This is a genomic window from Desulfobulbus sp., assembly GCF_030824455.1.
Taxonomy (GTDB): domain Bacteria; phylum Desulfobacterota; class Desulfobulbia; order Desulfobulbales; family Desulfobulbaceae; genus Desulfobulbus.
Map to the genome: position 1 here is coordinate 1 of NZ_JAVBXR010000124.1, position 16,907 is coordinate 16,907.

At 57.6% G+C, this 16,907-nt stretch carries 14 protein-coding genes and 1 pseudogene; 10 read left to right on the forward strand and 5 right to left on the reverse strand.

Going from position 1 to position 16,907, the window contains the following annotated elements; all coding sequences use genetic code 11:
* From RCH93_RS16925 to RCH93_RS16940, 4 genes and pseudogenes are all read left to right on the forward strand, one after another.
* Window positions 1–553: hypothetical protein (locus tag RCH93_RS16925; RefSeq protein WP_306549610.1), on the forward strand; the 553-nt coding region annotated here is incomplete at its 5' end.
* Between the two features lie 107 nt (window positions 554–660).
* Complete coding sequence (locus tag RCH93_RS16930) at window positions 661–1,383, forward strand: restriction endonuclease (protein ID WP_306549611.1); 723 nt, start codon at window positions 661–663, stop codon at window positions 1,381–1,383.
* A gap of 142 nt (window positions 1,384–1,525) precedes the next feature.
* Window positions 1,526–1,709: pseudogene (locus tag RCH93_RS16935) on the forward strand (M48 family metallopeptidase); the annotation flags it as partial.
* Between the two features lie 137 nt (window positions 1,710–1,846).
* Window positions 1,847–2,737 carry a diguanylate cyclase domain-containing protein gene (locus tag RCH93_RS16940; protein WP_306549613.1) on the forward strand — a complete coding sequence of 297 codons (891 nt, stop codon included), beginning with the start codon at window positions 1,847–1,849 and terminating at the stop codon, window positions 2,735–2,737.
* Window positions 2,738–2,890: 153 nt separating this feature from the next.
* On the opposite strand, the gene RCH93_RS16945 is transcribed toward RCH93_RS16940, so the two are convergent.
* The 3 genes from RCH93_RS16945 to RCH93_RS16955 all read right to left on the reverse strand — a co-directional run bounded on the left by RCH93_RS16945 (window position 2,891) and on the right by RCH93_RS16955 (window position 5,029).
* Entirely contained in the window at window positions 2,891–3,820 is a 930-nt protein-coding gene (locus RCH93_RS16945) for a multidrug resistance efflux transporter family protein (protein WP_306549614.1), read from the reverse strand.
* Window positions 3,821–3,871: 51 nt separating this feature from the next.
* Complete coding sequence (locus RCH93_RS16950) at window positions 3,872–4,468, reverse strand: hypothetical protein (RefSeq protein ID WP_306549615.1); 597 nt, start codon at window positions 4,466–4,468, stop codon at window positions 3,872–3,874.
* Between the two features lie 129 nt (window positions 4,469–4,597).
* Entirely contained in the window at window positions 4,598–5,029 is a 432-nt protein-coding gene (locus RCH93_RS16955) for a hypothetical protein (RefSeq protein ID WP_306549616.1), read from the reverse strand.
* Between the two features lie 347 nt (window positions 5,030–5,376).
* Here RCH93_RS16955 and RCH93_RS16960 point away from each other — a divergent pair, with 347 nt between their 5' ends.
* Window positions 5,377–5,628 (forward strand): type II toxin-antitoxin system Phd/YefM family antitoxin, encoded by a 252-nt coding sequence (locus tag RCH93_RS16960; RefSeq protein ID WP_306549617.1) that lies wholly within the window; start codon window positions 5,377–5,379, stop codon window positions 5,626–5,628.
* Entirely contained in the window at window positions 5,625–5,879 is a 255-nt protein-coding gene (locus RCH93_RS16965) for a Txe/YoeB family addiction module toxin (protein WP_306549618.1), read from the forward strand. Before RCH93_RS16960 ends, RCH93_RS16965 begins: the two co-directional genes overlap by 4 nt.
* A gap of 97 nt (window positions 5,880–5,976) precedes the next feature.
* Here RCH93_RS16965 and RCH93_RS16970 read toward each other — a convergent pair whose 3' ends face one another.
* Window positions 5,977–6,573 (reverse strand): nucleoside deaminase, encoded by a 597-nt coding sequence (locus tag RCH93_RS16970; protein ID WP_306549619.1) that lies wholly within the window; start codon window positions 6,571–6,573, stop codon window positions 5,977–5,979.
* Window positions 6,574–6,603: 30 nt separating this feature from the next.
* Window positions 6,604–6,960: a DMT family protein gene (locus RCH93_RS16975; protein WP_306549620.1), complete on the reverse strand. Its 357-nt coding sequence runs from the start codon at window positions 6,958–6,960 to the stop codon at window positions 6,604–6,606.
* Window positions 6,961–7,155: 195 nt separating this feature from the next.
* Between RCH93_RS16975 and RCH93_RS16980 the strand changes: the two genes are divergently transcribed.
* The 4 genes from RCH93_RS16980 to RCH93_RS16995 all read left to right on the forward strand — a co-directional run bounded on the left by RCH93_RS16980 (window position 7,156) and on the right by RCH93_RS16995 (window position 16,749).
* Window positions 7,156–7,845 (forward strand): DUF554 domain-containing protein, encoded by a 690-nt coding sequence (locus RCH93_RS16980; RefSeq protein ID WP_306549621.1) that lies wholly within the window; start codon window positions 7,156–7,158, stop codon window positions 7,843–7,845.
* A gap of 113 nt (window positions 7,846–7,958) precedes the next feature.
* Window positions 7,959–12,218, forward strand: coding sequence for a PEP/pyruvate-binding domain-containing protein (locus tag RCH93_RS16985; protein WP_306549622.1), 4,260 nt, complete (start codon window positions 7,959–7,961; stop codon window positions 12,216–12,218).
* 149 nt (window positions 12,219–12,367) lie between these two features.
* Window positions 12,368–13,621 (forward strand): ATP-binding protein, encoded by a 1,254-nt coding sequence (locus RCH93_RS16990; RefSeq protein ID WP_306549623.1) that lies wholly within the window; start codon window positions 12,368–12,370, stop codon window positions 13,619–13,621.
* Window positions 13,618–16,749 carry a tetratricopeptide repeat protein gene (locus RCH93_RS16995; protein ID WP_306549624.1) on the forward strand — a complete coding sequence of 1,044 codons (3,132 nt, stop codon included), beginning with the start codon at window positions 13,618–13,620 and terminating at the stop codon, window positions 16,747–16,749. Before RCH93_RS16990 ends, RCH93_RS16995 begins: the two co-directional genes overlap by 4 nt.
* The last annotated feature ends 158 nt before the right edge of the window (window positions 16,750–16,907 follow it).

A 16,907-nucleotide genomic window follows, 5' to 3' on the forward strand; every position in this document is an offset into this window, starting at 1 on the left:
GATTAAGATGAAAAAGCAACAAATTGTATATTTTTTCATGGGCATATATATTGTTATATTAATAATTGCAATGTTTTTCAGCAATTTTATCCCTGGTAACAACAGTATAGTTTATTTATTATTAGTAAACATTTCGTTATCAGCTACAATTATATTGTATTCAGAAAAAAGAAGTGATAAGCGTAATTTAGAAATGCTAATTATAAGACACCCCTGGGCTGAATGTAGTACTTTAAGGCGCGTCTTTTTATTTTTCGCATCTATGTTCATGCTCTACTATCCTGTATATTTTGGTATACCATGGGTTTACAATACAGTTTTTGGAAAAAATGGGTATGTTTTTGCGATAGTCACAGGGTGGAAAGGAGCTGGGGCTAGGACTTGTGCTCAACCACTGATAAATAATATAAGTACATTTCATTATGCCCCTCACGCATTATGTGTTAACGAAAACGAAAAGGGAAATTTTAAAATAGGAACCAAAATTAAATTGGTTGGAAAAATATCAAAAGTCGGAGTGAATGTATTTAATATTGAAAGACAATTACCCTAACCAGCCGATGAACCAGACCTGCGGAAGCACGCGTTCATTTCGTGGCTAGTTCCGTTGCCGCAGGCTGGTTAGCTCCACGTTGGGCATCAATCCAGTGAGGCACTGGCATGTCAATTTTTGATCAAGAACCAGAAGACTGGAATGAATTTCAAAACTTGGTTGCTCAACTATTCGTGGAAATCGATTGTGAAGTTAAAGTCGAGGAGCGAATCAAACTGGTGCGGGGCGAGAAAGAGATTGACGTCTGGGTACGCGACCCACACACTACACCACCATCCATATATCTCTGCGAGTGTAAACATTGGAACAAACCAATCCCCCAAGAGGTTATTCATTCCTTTAGAACTGTGCTCTCCGATTATGGAGCCCATCGCGGATTCCTAATTTCAAGGGTCGGCTTTCAAGCAGGTGCTAAAGAGGCGATAAAAAATACCAATCTGGATCTAGTAACATTCACCGAGTTACAGTCGATTTTCTTTCCACGTTGGCGGGTTGCCATGGGTAAACGTTTCATGCCATATGCAGATCGCCTCTTCCCGTACTGGGACTATCCCGGAAAACGTCCAAAAATCGAGTGGAATAAGCAGCATGTAGAACGACAAAACTTACTCTATAAAGCTTACTATCCGCTTGTACACCTTGGGCCGTCATTTGAAAACGAAGGCTCAGTATGGGAATTGCCAATGACACTTCCGGCCTTGGACCTTAATGGTTTGAGAAGCGGAAATGTTATTTTGTGTACCTATCGACAAGTGTACGACTTCATAGATAATAATAAAGACATCGCCCTGAAACACTTTCAAGTTTTATTCGGGGAAATAGAAGCTTAACCCAAGCGTCATTATGGCAATTAATCTTAGAAAATTCAGGGACAGTATGTCGAACTTCCAATGGATACAACAACATCAATGATACACACGCCATCTCCGGAACGTCGCCCCATCTTCTGACCTACCCCGCGGGGGAGTGAGGCTTGCCTTTCACTGGAAGTGCGTTATCGCCCCGCAGACCATCATCGATTACATCGTGGCTCATGAATTCTGCCATTTTCACCAAGCCGACCACACCGACGCTTTCTGGAATGAGGTCGACAAGGTGTTGCCGGGCTTCTGGGAGCGGAAGGCTGCGTAAGGATGGGGCGGGGTTGGATGTGTGAGGTGACTTATTGGAAGTATGTTGACAGGCCATAGCTATCGATTACCATCACACCCAACCGTTGCTCCAGCACGATTCAAAATTCAAGATCTGACCCTGGCAACCGCTCACTTTAGCTCGCTCCATGCAAGAAAGGTTATGAAATCAAAATCAAAAGAGTTGCAGAAGAAAATATCCGCCAAGAGAGCTTCCCTTGCACATGTGCTTAAAACAAATGTGAAAATCAAAGCAACTCTCAAGAAAGCCGCCAGTGAGCTCACCTTGGTAAATGAAGTTCTCAGTCAAGAAAAAGTCCCTCTTCAGGTTATGAAACAGGCCCTCAATCAGAATGAAGGTGTTGAACAGAAGGTTGAGCAGGCCGCAGACGATTTGAAGTTGGTCAACGTCAAACTCGCCAAAGAAATCACCGAGCGGATAGCCCTCGAATCCGAACTCGCCGATACAAAGACCGACTTGGCCGAAGTGCGCGACGATTTGTTAAAATCCCAGGTGAAAGAGGAAGAAGCGCAACAAATTGCGCTTCAGGACGCACTCACTGGCCTTCCGAACCGCGTGTCGTTTGAACAGGGGCTAAACCATGGATTGATCCAGGCAAAACGGCACGGCTGGGGACTCGCCGTCCTCTTTATTGATATCGATAAATTCAAGAGTATTAACGACTCTTATGGCCATGATCTGGGGGACAAAGTGCTGTTGATGGTGGCAAATCGTTTACAGTCTTCTGTACGCGATGAAGACATGGTCAGTCGCTGGGGTGGCGACGAGTTTGTGTGCCTGTTGTTGGAAGTCAAGCAAGAAGCCGACGTGACTAGCCTTGCAGAGAAGATGACCAATCGGATTGCTGAAGCCTGCGAGTTTAATGGGACTGTACTTTCTATAAAAGCCAGTATCGGCATTGCCATATATCCTGCAGATGGAGAAACTGCTGACGTTCTTTTCAAAAATGCCGATACTGCAATGTATAAAGCCAAGGGAACAGAGACTCGAGTTGTGCTGTTCCGAGATTCTGGCGAGCGAGAAGCAGACTAACAAAGCACGCACTGGATAGGTGAAGGCGGCTAGAGGTTTATGTTGCTAGCCTTCAACTTAGTCAATCGAAAAGTCAGGATCTCCCCTGTAATTTTTGACGTCAGCAACCTGTTTCTTCTTTTTGGGCCCGATTGGCCTTGTGTTTCTGGCCTTCTAGTGTTCGTGGCGGACAAAGGCGATTAGCCCAAAGATGGTGACGGCGACGCCGACCAGGGCGACTGGTCCCGGCAGGGCGGCGTGCAGGAAGACAATCTCGCCGGCCAGGGCAAACAGCACCTCGCTCGACTGGGTGGCGTCGACTGCCGCCAGTTTGCTGGCGTTGTCGGCATGGTTGCGGGCATGGAGAAACAAGGTGGTGGCGATCACCCCGGAGGAAACGGCCACCAGGGCCGCAGTCGCCAGTTGGCCGCCGGAGGGCAATCCCGGCCTGACGCAGGGATAGAGCAGCAGCCAAAAGGGCAGGCTGCCGATGGAGAGGAGCAGCACCTTGGTGAAACTGTTGGCCAGCAGATCGCCGTCAATCTGCGGCAAACCGCGCCTGCCGCGCTGCGCCTCCCACACCAACTGGTTGCCCAAGGGATAGCAAAAGGCGGCAACCAGCACCGGTAGCGCGCCCAGCAGCAAAGGCCGCAGATCAGCGGCGTCGACGTTGCTGAGATTGACCAGCGCCACCCCGACCAGCACCACCAGGGCATACAACCAGATTCGCCGGGCAAAGCGGCCGCCGAAGCCCATCAGCACCACCAGGGTCGCAATGATGGTCAGTTGCCAGGTGGTGGCCACCACCCAGCCCGGGGCAAAGTCGGCGGCAAAGCAGATCAGCGCATAAAAGCAGCCAAAGCCGATAGAGCCGCTGATCGTCCAGAACAGCCAGTGGCGAACCAATTCGCCCATTACCCGGCCCAGATAGACCGGCCCCTTGAATAGCGCCAGCCCGACGCCAAGCAGCAGCGCCATGTACAGATAGCGCAACGAAGCCGACCAGTACCAGTGGCCGCCGTCCAGGCTCATGGCCCGGTTGAGGACAAAGGTGGCGCTGAAAAAAAGCCCGGCGGCAAGGCCGGCAAGCATCAGGCGGATCATGGGCAGGCAAACGCCCCCAGCAACCTGTCCTGTTTTCCCCCTTGGTCTTCGTTATTTTTTCTCATCTTCGAGATCCTGGAAATTCTGGCGCAAGGCTTTGAGCCGCTGTTGGTAGTCTTTGCAATCGCCGTATTCCAAAAATTTATGATAGCGACTGTGCATGGCGGCAACCTTCCTGGCGTGCTTGATCGGGCACCAATACTGCTCCGTTCTGGCGGCTATTTCCTGCACATAGGCAATCAGCCCGTTGAAGTAGCCGCAATAGACACAGTTAATCTTTTCGATGGTGTTTAAGTAGCTCAAATTGTGGCGATCTATAACAATGTACTCGCTGCGCTTCACTTGGGGGATTTTATACACTTTGAAACAAATCCATTGATAGACCGAGGCGGTCGCGTCAAGAAAAAAGGCCGGAACGATGCACGCCCAAATAAACGGAACAGTGAGGATGTTCAACAAAGAGGCGTTCAATACATACGGCGCGACCCGAACCATAAATTTTTGTTGATACTTTCGCGCCTCTTCTTCAAAAAATATTTTCTTCCCTTTGATTTTGTAAAAAAACTCCGCTTCTTTTTTCTGTATTTCCGCCCGAAGCTCAGCTTCGAGCCGCTTTATTTCTTTGATCAGCTCCTCTATCCTATCCATGCGACGTCGCTCCTTGTTGAATGCCTGCAGAGAACGGCATTCAATGAAATGTGATTGGTTAAGTCGATATCGCAGAATCTCCCCTGAAATAACTCCTCGAGCGTGAAAAATTATCCAACTGCCTGGACGCTATGGGGCAACAACGCCGTAAATGATGCGGCTGACCAACCCCTCTTGATCAAAAACGTATAAGATGCCGTTGCCTTGATCAAAAAGCGCGCCCCCCGTATCATTCACATTCAGCTTTTCCTTAACGTCGCTGTATTTTGAGCCGACGCGGAACCCGTTGACGTCTTTAACCGATTGATCGTAAATGAAAATATGCTCAATCTTTCCAGTTTTTTTAGGAAAATTGATACTGCCAAATCGGTATTTGTAGATTGTCTGATCCCCGTCAATAATTCTGGAAACCGGCTTGCCCAGGATCCGCGACGTGTCGTCCAGGGTCGAGATGCCCGGGGTCACCCCTTTGAATGAAACCTTGTTGGCGGCAAAAGACGCCGGACTGCAGCAGGCCCAACAGAGGAAAACCAAAGCCAAGGCGAGGATTGATCGTGTCATGCGTCTCCTTTTTGCAAGGATGCGCGCTCGCCAGAGAGCAACGCAACCTGATGTTATTATTGCCAGGGAGTTTCCAGCCGATTTGATTTGCCGTCCATCCCGCGCCGCTGCCAACAACTCTTCGACGTGGCCCTGCTCTGCCCACGCCCGCCAGGAACTCCGGCGTGCTCTCAAATGACCGGGCAGTCCGAATGCGCTCCATTCTCGAGCCCGCCGACGGTGAAACAACCGGCCGGCCGAGGGCCCCTAGGTGAAAGAAGGCGGCGATTCCCAGTCCGGCTTATTGACTTGTCGAGCCCCTTGCCCTATTGTACATTGAATCGTACATATCGACCCGGAGGAAGATCATGAATACCATCACATACAGCTCAGCCCGGAGCAATCTCGCGCAGACAATGGAAAAAGTTTGCGACGATCACGCCCCGGTTATCATCACCCGAAAAGCGGCCAGACCCGTCGTCATGATGTCTCTTGACGACTATGAAGCCCTCGAAGAGACCGCCTACCTTCTGCGAAGCCCTAAAAATGCTCGCCGACTGCTTGAATCAATCATCCAACTTGAAGCGGGCAAAGGAACCGAGAGGGAGCTGGCGGAGTGAAGCTCGTCTTTTCAGAACACGCCTGGGACGACTATTTGTACTGGCAAAACGCCGATAAAAAAATTGTAAAACGGATCAACACCCTCATCCGTGAGATTGAACGGACGCCTTACCAGGGCCTAGGCAAACCCGAACCTCTCAAGCATAGCCTCTCCGGATATTGGTCGCGCAGAATCACCGACGAGCATCGCCTTGTCTACAAGGTCGAAAATGATGCTGTTTTCATCGCTCAACTTCGATATCATTACTGACATTTCCCTGCACCTGGCTCCTGCCGCGACCTGATCGTCGCCGGCCAGCGGCGCCTTTGCCTCGACCAGTTGATTCGTCCTGCACACGGAAAACCCGCTACCCTTGCCGACCGTTGTAGACAATGGGGTTGGCGGCCGCGAAAACGCGGAAATCGGCCAGGGCCTCCTCGCGCATCATCCCCTCGATCAGCTCGATGCCGCGCCTGGCCAACTCCACCCTCCACTCGCCGGGCATGGGCCCCTCGTCAAATCCGGTAATCGCCTCCATGGCCGGATCGGCGCCGGCGATCACCAGTGAGCGAATGCCGGACCAGAGCACGGCGCCAAAACACATGGCGCAGGGGCTCCAGTTGACCACCAGTTGATGCGCGGGCAGACCGGGACCGCCCAGATCGTAGACGCCCAACCGTTGCTGGGCCAGCGACAGCGCCATGACTTCGGCATGGGCCGAGGAGCAGTTGAGCGGCACAACCCGATTGACGCCAATCACGACCAACCGCCCGGAATCGCGTTCAAAAACCCCGGCGGCAAAGGGTCCGCCGGTTTGACGCTCGGTGTTGAGGCGGGCAAAGCGCAGCACCGCCGCCATCCTGTCTTCCAGTTGCGGCAGGCATTCGGGCAACCGGTGCAATTCGGCCGGGGCCCAGTCCGGCAGGTCGAGGACGAAACGGGCAGGCAGAGCGGTGTTGTCCATGGCGTTGACTCAGGGTAGAGTGGTCGGGGGTCAGGCCCCCATGATCTTGCCGCGAAAGAGAAAAAAGACGGCGCCTAGCAGGCAGAGCCCGGCCCAGAGATAGTCCAGGGTCAGCTTTTCCTTGAGATAGAACACCGAAAAGGGCACGAAAATCGACAGGGTGATCACCTCCTGCAAAAGCTTCAGCTGCCCCACGGACATGACGTGGTGGCCGATGCGGTTAGCCGGCGCCTGCAGCAGGTATTCGAACAGGGCAATGCCCCAGCTGACCAGGGCGGCGATGATCCAGGGCTTGTGCGCCAGGTTTTTGAGATGCCCATACCAGGCAAAGGTCATAAAGACGTTGCTGCAGCAGAGCAGGCCAATGGTCAGGATGTAGCGATTCATGATGTTCTCCGCCCGGAGGCGTTCGTGGCAATGAGGCTGGCTCGAATAGACGGCGCGGCGGCAGGCGGATCGTTCAAGAACCTTTGCTTTCGGCGCGAACCGGTATATTAGCAACAGCCCTGCCGATTTCCAAGGAGGAAGTCGGCGGCGCAGCCCAAGAGACGGCAAAAGAAAACAGAGACGGGAAAATTCGTTATGCTGGGAACCATCGCCAACGCCCTGGCCATCATTGTCGGCGGCCTGATTGGCCTGTTGTTTGGCAAGGGCATTGCCAAAAAATACAAGCAAACCATCCTCCAGGGGGTGGCGCTGTCGGTGATCCTCATCGGCTGGAAAAGCGCCCTGGCCGCAGATCAGCTGCTGATTGTGATCGTCTCCATGGTGGTGGGCGCGACCATCGGCGAAGGACTGAACATCGAGGGCAGGCTGGAGAAGCTGGGCCAGTGGCTGGAAGCGCGGGTTTCCGCCGGCCCCGGCTCCAGTCTGGCACGGGGTTTTGTCACCGCCAGCCTGGTGTTCTGTGTCGGTTCCATGGCCATTGTCGGTTCGCTGGAAAGCGGCCTGACCGGCAATCACCAGACCCTGTTTGCCAAATCGATTCTTGACGGGGTGATCTCGATTGTCTTTGCCTCGACCCTGGGCGCGGGCGTCCTGTTCTCAAGCGCAGCGGTTTTTCTCTACCAGGGGCTGATCACCCTGGCGGCCGTTTTCCTCAAACCCTTGCTCGCCGCCGCAACGGTTGCCCAGATGACCGCGGTCGGCGGCCTGCTGATCGTCGCCATTGGCCTCAACATGCTGGGCATGGTCAAAATCCGGGTGGGCAATCTGTTGCCGGCCATCTTCCTGCCGCTGGTCTATCATCTCCTTCGCCTCCTGCTGCCCTGATCTCAAGGCCCCACTGCCGCGCCGCGCAAAACTCCTGCTGACTTTCCGGGACAACGCATTTACAATAGAAATGTTGCGGTCTTATTTTATCCTCTCCACCTGCGAGGTTGCCCATGTCCGTTGAGCCCTGCCCGTTGCCCCTTGCCTCCGACGCCCTCAAGGCCAATCTGCGGGAAACCGCCGCCCCTGTGGTGATCAGCCCGCGCTACGCCCTATTGCGCGAGGTGGTCTGTCGGTTCCAGGGCATCCTGGGCAAACTGGACGCCCTGCTTTATGAAATCAGCCATCCCTACCATAATTGGAAGTTGATCATCCCGGAATTGCGGGCCTTTGCCCTGAAAAACCTCAATCACTACCGCGACCACGAGCAGGGGCCCGAGGCCTTTGCCCTGTTCACCGGCATTTTTTTCGACGCCCTCAAGGATTCGAGCCGCAACGACCAGTTGCTCCAGCGCATTCTGGAAGGCATGCTCGCCTATGCCGACAAGCTGATCCTCTCCCTGGACGGCGCCGCGCTCTTTCGTTTTGAGCAGGTCTTTGCCGATTTTTTCACCCGCCTGCGCGAACTCGACAAAACCGAACCGCTGGTGATGCTGTCCATGGTCCAGGGCCATCATCCGGTGCGCAAGATGGCGCAGAAGGTGATCGCCCTGCGCCAGCAGCAGCCTGAGCAGCCCTTTGACCTGCGGGCGCTGGCCCAGTTGATGCGCACCATTTTGCTCCGCAATTACGAATACTGGCTGAGCGAGGAAGATCCCCTGCCCTGGTTTGAGGCGCAGTGCGGCGACTACTGCCGGCAATGGCACGGCCAGGACCTGCTGCTGGCCATCTCGCACCAGCGCATCCGCGAATGCCTGCAGATTCTCGAAGGGGTGGACTTTACCGCCGATCACCAGGCCGGCCTGGAGCTGATCCTCACCCTGCCCAGCCACATGGACATTGTCCGCCTGTACAAAGAGATCCCGGCCAAGATGGTGGCGTTGGAACCGACAGACGAGACCTCGGCCCATTTCGTTGAAAACCGCAAGCTGCTCTTCCTCTTCCGGATCATGGACACCAAGGGCCTCTCCCTGATCCACGAAGAAACCCTGCGCGAGATCAACCGCAGCCTGGTGCAGCTGATTCGCAAGCAGAGCTTCGAGGAGATCGAGCAGTTTTTCGTCACCACCTTCCACCTGCTCAAGGCCAATGTCCGCCGCTACCCGCACACCTCGCTGCAGTGCATCCAGGTAATTGGCAACGAGGTGTTCAAGCGCGGCAACTCCCGTCTGGTCGAAGCCTTTCTCTGGGAGGCGGTGCGGTTCGGCTTCCAGTATGCGGGGGTGCGCGGCGTCGACGAGGACTGGCAGCCCATTGCCAACCCAGCCCATCTGACCAACATCCGCATCTGGCTCAATCTGATCGAGCAGGAGCCCAAATGGTGCTCCACCCTGTTCTCGGCCCTGATCATCAACCTGCGCCTCTCGGGCACCTGCGTCCGCGACACCGACCTGTTCCAGCGCGACGTCACCGAGCTGCTCAACCACCCCATCGGCCCGATCTACAACCTGGCCAAGCAGTTCACCAAGCTGATGCCGGTCTTTTTCAACGAAATCGGGGCCGAAGGCGAGCTGCGCGACGTGTCCACCGAACTCGACGAGATCCACAAGCGCAAGGACATCCTGATCCACTTCCTGCGCAAACAGGCCCATGTGGAATCGAGCAACCTGATCGTCGGCTTCATCGAGGCCATTTTCACCTTCTGGATCACCCTGGACCGCAATTATCTGCGCGAATACCTGCCCGACGAGGTGCTGCATCAGCTGCAGACCGAGGGCGCCTATGTCGACGACCAGCACCAGCTGGCGCTGCGGATCAAAAAGGAGCTGCGCTTCACCCGCATGGCCCAGATTCTGGCCTGGCCCGACGACGAGCGCCAGCAATTTCTTGACCGCCAACAGGACCTCTCCGAGGTCGAAAGGCGGCGCTTTGCCCTGCTGGTGCGGATGTACAAGCTGCTCCATCTCAAATACAACCTCAGCCTGCCCGAGATCCAGAGCCAGCTGCACCACGCGGTCAACGCCGGCTTTCCCGAGCTGACCCATCTCCTCGACGTGCTGGAGGCCAACGACCCGATCCACTGCCTGGACGCCCTGCTGGACGAACTCGAACACCTGCAGGAGGTGATTCTCAGCGCCGAGAAGTTCGAGCCCAAAGAGGAGATCTACTACAAGCGGCACATCGCAGTCGACATCCCCTCGGTTTACGGCCGCTACAGCGAGCGCAAGTTCGACGCCCTCGGCCTCACCTTCCGCCTGGAAAGCCTGGCCAACGTCTACCTAGAGCGGTTGTTCGCCACGGTCAACCTCAGCTTCATCACCCAGGCAACCTTTATCCGCATCCTCAAATGTCTGCGGCTTTTCACCCGCGCCCTGCAGATCGACGGCATCTCCAGCCGCCGCCTCGACACCTACATCAGCCTGCTGGCCACCTCCATCGGCATTCGGCGCTTTTCCTACACCCAGCACCTCGACATCATGCGGGGCCTTTCCGAGGGGGTCAAGGACATCATCTACGCCTACTACACCAATGTCCACCAGAACAACCTGTCGATCATCGTGCCCCAGATCGGCCAGGACAACCTCCTGCTCAAGTACCACAGTTCCTGGGACGAGAAAAACATGCCCGAGACCGTGCTCAAGCTCTCGGAGATGTTCTTCCGCGACCTGATTTCCACCACCTTCGGGTTGCAGCACCTGGACAACTTCATCGGCAAGGTCATCGGCACCCTGGAGGCGCAGAAGGACATCCTGGATGAAAAAACCCTGGACCTGCTGATGACCTACAACCCGGAAAAGGCGATCAGCAGCCTGCACGCGGAAAACCTGCGCACCCACAACCTGATTCACCTCGGCAACAAGGGCTTCAACCTGGTGGTGCTGAACCGCGACAAGATGCCGGTGCCGCCGGCCTTTATCATCACCACCGAGGTCTTCCGCTGCTACCGGGCGATCCGCAAATTTGAGCGAGCCCGCGACGAATACATGCGGCGGGTGCGGGCGGCGGTCACGGCCATCGAACAGCTGACCGGGCTGATCTTCGGTTCGCCGGAACGGCCGCTGCTCCTGTCGGTGCGTTCCGGGGCCGCCATCTCCATGCCGGGAATCATGTCCACCATCCACAACGTGGGCGCCAACGAGGAGATGGTCGAGGAGTACGTGGCCATCCATCCGGACGCCAAATATTTTGCCTGGGACAACTTCCGCCGCTTTCTCCAGTCCTGGGGCATGGCCAACGGCATGGAGCGCGAGGATTTCCAGGAGCTGATGAACACCCACAAGCGGCAGCACAAGGTCCACTACAAACGCGATTTTTCGCCGGAGCAGATGCGGCAGCTGGCGCTCAACTACCAGCGCGCCCTGCGCGGACGCGGCTTCGGCATGCCCGAGGACCCTTGGCTGCAGCTGATCGGCGCGGTGGACATGGTGTTTGACAGCTGGCATACGCCCAAGGCCGAGGAATACCGCCACCTGATGGGCGTTTCCGACGACTGGGGCACGGCGGTTATCGTCCAGACCATGGTCTTTGGCAACCTCGGCGTTCAGGCCGGCAGCGGGGTGCTGTTCACCGCCCATCCCTACCGCAAGGTGCGGCGGGTGGCCCTGTGGGGCGATTACGCCATTGGCGATCAAGGCGAGGATATTGTTTCCGGCCTGGTCACCAGCCACCCGATCTCAGTGGAGCAGGCGGAAATCGACGGCCGCGACGAAAACAAGAGCCTGGAGCGGCAATTTCCCAAAGTCTACCAGCGATTGCTCGGCATCAGCCGTGAACTGGTCTACGACAAGGAATGGAACCCGCAGGAGATCGAATTCACCTTCGAAGGCCCGGAACCGGAGCAGTTGTACCTGCTGCAGACCCGCGACATGATCACCATCAAGAAAAAGGAGCATCTCAACGTCTTTGTCGATTCCGATCTGGCCCACAAGGCGATCCTGGCCAAGGGCATCGGCGTTTCCGGTTCGGCGATGTCGGGCAAGGCGGTGTTCAACGAGGACAACATCAGCCGGTTGCGGATGGAGGAACCCGGCACGCCGCTGATCCTCATCCGCCGCGACACCGTGCCCGAGGACATCCGCGAGATTTCCCTCGCCGACGGCCTGGTGACCTCGCGCGGCGGCCAGACCTCGCACGCCTCGGTGGTGGCCACCCGCCTGGAAAAAACCTGCGTGGTCGGCTGCCGCGACATGCAGGTGTTTGAAACCGACGAATACGCCGAAATAAACGGCGCCCGCATCGCCTTTGGCGCCCCGATCTCCATCGACGGCCGCCACGGCCTACTCATCGAGGGCAACTACCCCCTGCGCGAAGAGGTGCATATTCTGCCGCTGTGAGGCGGGGGGCTTCCTGGGGAGCCCTGCTTTCTCCTTGCCGCGCCTCGCCCGGCATCTGCACAAAATTTTCTTTGCACTATGTTTTTTTTGTGCTAAGGATTCCTTGTACAGGATTCACTGTGCATAACCGCCGGGAGGAGGAACAACAGATGGGGCAGAACACCAAAATGAACAACATTGCCGGGCCGCCGGTTGAAGGCGACGACTTTTTTGGGCGTGAGCAAGCGGTTTCCGCCTTGCGCGATCTGCTTGAGCATCACGACGTCCTGTTGCTTGGTCCGCGACGAATCGGCAAGACCTCCGCCGCCCGCAGGATTCTGGCCGGGATTCGCACTGAAGGGTGGCGAGCGATTGAAGTCAACGTGGCGGCCTGCAAGGACGAACGCGGCCTGATCGACAAACTGCGCACCGCCCTGGTGGCCGAGTTGACGCCGGTTGCCGGCAAGGTTGGCGCAGTGGTCGACAAGGCCCGCGCGGCGATAGGGTTGACCGCAATCGAGTCAGTCACATACAGTGCCGGGGAAACAGGAACAGTCGAGGTAACGCTGCGCGACGGCAGCGAAGGAGATTGGACTAGGGCGACCGGCGACGTGGCCGGCCTCATCGGCCAAAGCCAAACCCCGCTTCTGATCTACATGGATGAACTGCCCATCCTGTTGTTCAACATCATCACAACAGACCCGCACAACGGGGTGCAGCGGGTGCGCCGCTTCCTCGACTGGTTCCGCAACGACCTGCGCAATCTTCCCGGCGGCGGCAAGGCCCGCTGGCTGATCACCGGCTCGGTGGGCCTGGACACCTTGGTGCAACAGCACGGGATGGCCGACGCCGTCAACAGCCTCAAACACCAGACCTTGGAACCCTTCACTGCCCCTGAGGCCGTCGCCCTACTCAACAAATTAGCAGCCAGCTATGCGGTTTCATTGACCGAGGAGGAATCGCAGGCAATCGTTGCCGCCCTTCGCTGGCCCCAGCCCTATTACCTGCAGCTTTTTTTCAACGAATTGCGCGCCATGACGCAAGGGCCGTCCGCCAGCCGCCTAGGCGAGCACATCGAACAGGTCCTGGAGCAGATGATCACCTCCAGCGCCGACAACGATTTCCACCATTGGGAAGAACGCCTGACCATCCAGCTCTGCCCCGCCGACGCCCAGCACGCCCTGGCCCTGCTGGGCCGCACCGCCCACGACCCCCAAGGCGTTCGGGTCGAAACCCTGCTGGCCGAACAGCACGAACGCTTGCCCCATGCCGACGCCGACGAGGCCCGGCGCACCTTTATCCGCCTGCGCGACGTGTTGATCCGCGACGCCTACTGGTTGGCGGACGAAAGTTCGGGCGTCAAACGCTACCGCTTCCGCCTTGAGCCCCTGCGCCGCTGGTGGGCACGGAGGAACACCCTATGAGCGGCGGCGTTCCCATGCACCACTACAACCCGGACTGGCTCAACGACGACGATCTGGCGGCTAATTTTGTGGCCCGCCAGGAGGAATTCACCTTTCTGCGCAACGAATTGGCGCGCACCCCCCGTCAGGGTGGGGCCCAACACTACCTGCTGGTGGGCGTGCGCGGGGCCGGCAAGACCACCCTGCTCAAGCGTTTGGCCGTGGCCATCCGCCGCGACAACGATCTCAACGACCATCTGGTCGCCCTTTCCTTTCCGGAAGAGTTGTACCAAGTGAAACATCTGGCCGATTTCTGGTGGGCCGCTTGCGAGGCCTTGGCCGACGAACTTGACCGCGACGACCAGACCGCTGCGGCCGACCAACTGCTGGCCGCCGTTGACCAAGCCAAAGGGCAGGCCGCCTCCGACGACGCTTTGGCCGACGACGGCTTGCGTCTGCTGCTGGAAACCTGCGCCGGGTTGGAACGGCGGCCGGTGTTGCTGGTGGACAATCTGGATCTGGTCTTCCAGCGCATCGAAAAAACCGGGCGCAAGTTGAAAAACCCCCATGCCCCGGCCTACTGGAGCTTTCGCGAGGCCTTGTCCACCGCTGTTTCACCGGTGGTTATCGGCGGGTCGGTGCGTCTGTCGGAACCCTTCACCGATTACGACAAAGCCTTTTACGATTTTTTCATTCCCAAACGGTTGGGCAAACTCCCCCTGAACGAGGTGCGCCGGGTGCTGGAACGGTTGGCCGAGGTCCGAGACCTGCCCGAAATCAGGGAGCGGTTGCAGACCCGTCCCGGCCGCCTTGAGGCCCTGCACGAACTGACCGGGGGCAATCCCCGCGCCCTGGGGCTGATCTTCGAGTTGCTGCGCCAGGGGCCCAACAGCCGTGCCGTCGAGGATTTCGAGCGATTGATGGACAGCGCCACCCCCTATTACAAGGCCCGCTTCGAGGATCTGTCCGACCAGGCCCAGGTGGTGATGCACGCCCTGGCCGTCCGGCGGCCCGGCGACGGCCAGAGCCTGCGTTTCGGCCACACCGCCGCCGAGATCGGCAGCCACGCCCGCCTGCCCACCAACACCGTCTCCGCCCAACTGGATATTCTGGCGCGCGAAGGGCTGGTGGAAAAAAACGCGGCCCACGGCCGCACCCAATACCGCATTGCCGAACAACTGTTCCGCCTCTGGCTGCAGATGCGCGGCAACCGCCGCCTTCGCCAGAACGTCATCGGCCTCACCGAATTTCTCGAAGCCCTGTTCGAGCCCGAAGAACTCAGGCGCGGCCTGTACGAGGACACCAGCGCCGGCAAGCTGGCCCAAGCACGACTTGCCTTTGCCGCCGCCGACGTGCGCTGTCTGGCGCCGTTCCGCTCCGGCCTGCTCGCCCATGGCGCGGATGCGGCCCTGCGGCACACGCAAGACCTGGGCGAACCCATCGAGCCTTACCTGAGCCCAAGCGAGCTGCCGGAGGATCTGGCCACCCTGGTGCGACTCCGCGAACAGTTGCGCCTAGGCAAGGTTGGCTTGAAGCCTGAAGAGCAGGACGGTCTGCTCGGGTCAACCGTTTTGAGCCCGGAGCAGAAAGAACGCGGCGTCACGGCGCTGTGCTCTCCAAAAACGGCGCTGGAGGAAGCTGGCCGCCTGCAGGCCAGACTTGAGCAGGAACGCGGCAATCTCATCCGCTGGGGCTTGCGCCCGGAGGATGTGGCGCTGTTGTGGCGCAAACGGGCTATGGGGCTATTGCCCCTGCCCGACCTGAAACCCCAGGATGCGGAGTCCGCCTGCCTGAACGAACAGGATGCATCGGCCTGCCGGGCCATGATCTGGCGGTTGCTTGGCGCACTGGACCTGGTCCGCTTCACCAATGACGAGCAGGCGCGGGAATGGCTCAACTGGGGCTTGCAGCAGGCAGAGGATGCCAGCGCTGCGGAATGGGCCAAAGTGGCCGGCGCCATGCGGCGATCCCATTGCTTTGAACCCGCCCGACAGGTCTTGGATCAAGCGGTGCAGCGCGGTACGGCGTCACGGGTTTGGTACGAACGCGGAGTATTGTTGGATGACATGCAGGGTGATCCTCATGAAGCTGAAGCCGCTTATCGCAAGGCTATTGAGCTTGACCCGACCGACGCCTTGCCTTGGATTAGTCTAGGCATCCTGCTGGCAGACAAACTCAACCGACACGACGAGGCAGAAGCAGCATACCACAAGGCCATTGAACTTGGCCCTGTCCATGCATTGCCATGGTTCGCGCTGGGAAACCTGCTGGACTACAAACTCGACCGGATTAACGAGGCAGAGGCCGCATACCGTAGGGCTATTGAAATTGACCCCGCCTTTGCCTTGCCGTGGTTCGCGCTGGGCTTCCTACTGGACAACAAACTCAACCGGATTGACGAAGCAGAGGCTGCATACCGCAAAGCTATCGAACTTGATCCAACCGATGCCTTGCCGTGGTGTGCCCTGGGAGACCTGTTAGACGAAAAGCTCAACCGCTATGATGAAGCAGAGGCTGCATACCGCAAGGCTATCGAACTTGACCCTGCCTACATCTTACCGTGGTTAAATCTGGGCCTCCTGCTAACAGCTCAATTCGACCGGCCCAAGGAGGCAGAGGCTGCATACCGCAAAGCCATCGAGCTCGACCCAGACGATGCCAGACCGTGGAACAACTTGGGCAACCTGCTGGCCGACAAAGGCAATCTCACCGAAGCCGTAGCCGCCTTTGCCCGAGGCGCTGCATTGGAATCGGACAGGCATCCGTATTGGCGGAGTCGGTACACCGAGGTGCAGGCCCGGCTTGCTTCGACGGCAGCGCAACAGGCCCTGGCAACCGGGAACGCTGGCGCCTTGGCCGAAGCCTTGGCCCACCTTGCAACCCAGGCGGTCGACCTGGCCGCCGCCCTGGTCAGCCCAGTCTTTATCGAGGAATTCCTTGCCCCCTCGCTGAAGGACGCTCATCAAGCGGAAACCCTCCTGGCCGCGCTGCGGGCCGCAGGGTACGACCGCCATGGACGCCCTTTGCTCTTGGCTTACGAGGCGGCGCTGCGCAATAGCCCCGACATGCTGACCGAGCTTGAACCCGAGGTGCAGGTCGCCAGCCAGCGGCTCTACGACCGGCTCACCGGCGCCAGGGCTCCGATCTAACCATTGGACCGAGCGCCTGGAGTGGCGAGTGCGCGGCCGCCAGCCGGCCCACAATCATTTCCCCCTTCTGTCGACGCTGCCATATTCTGTCTTTATGAACAGCGACAGGCGATATATAGTTTTGCCTCAACCACTCTCTCCGACGCGCGCATCCTCGG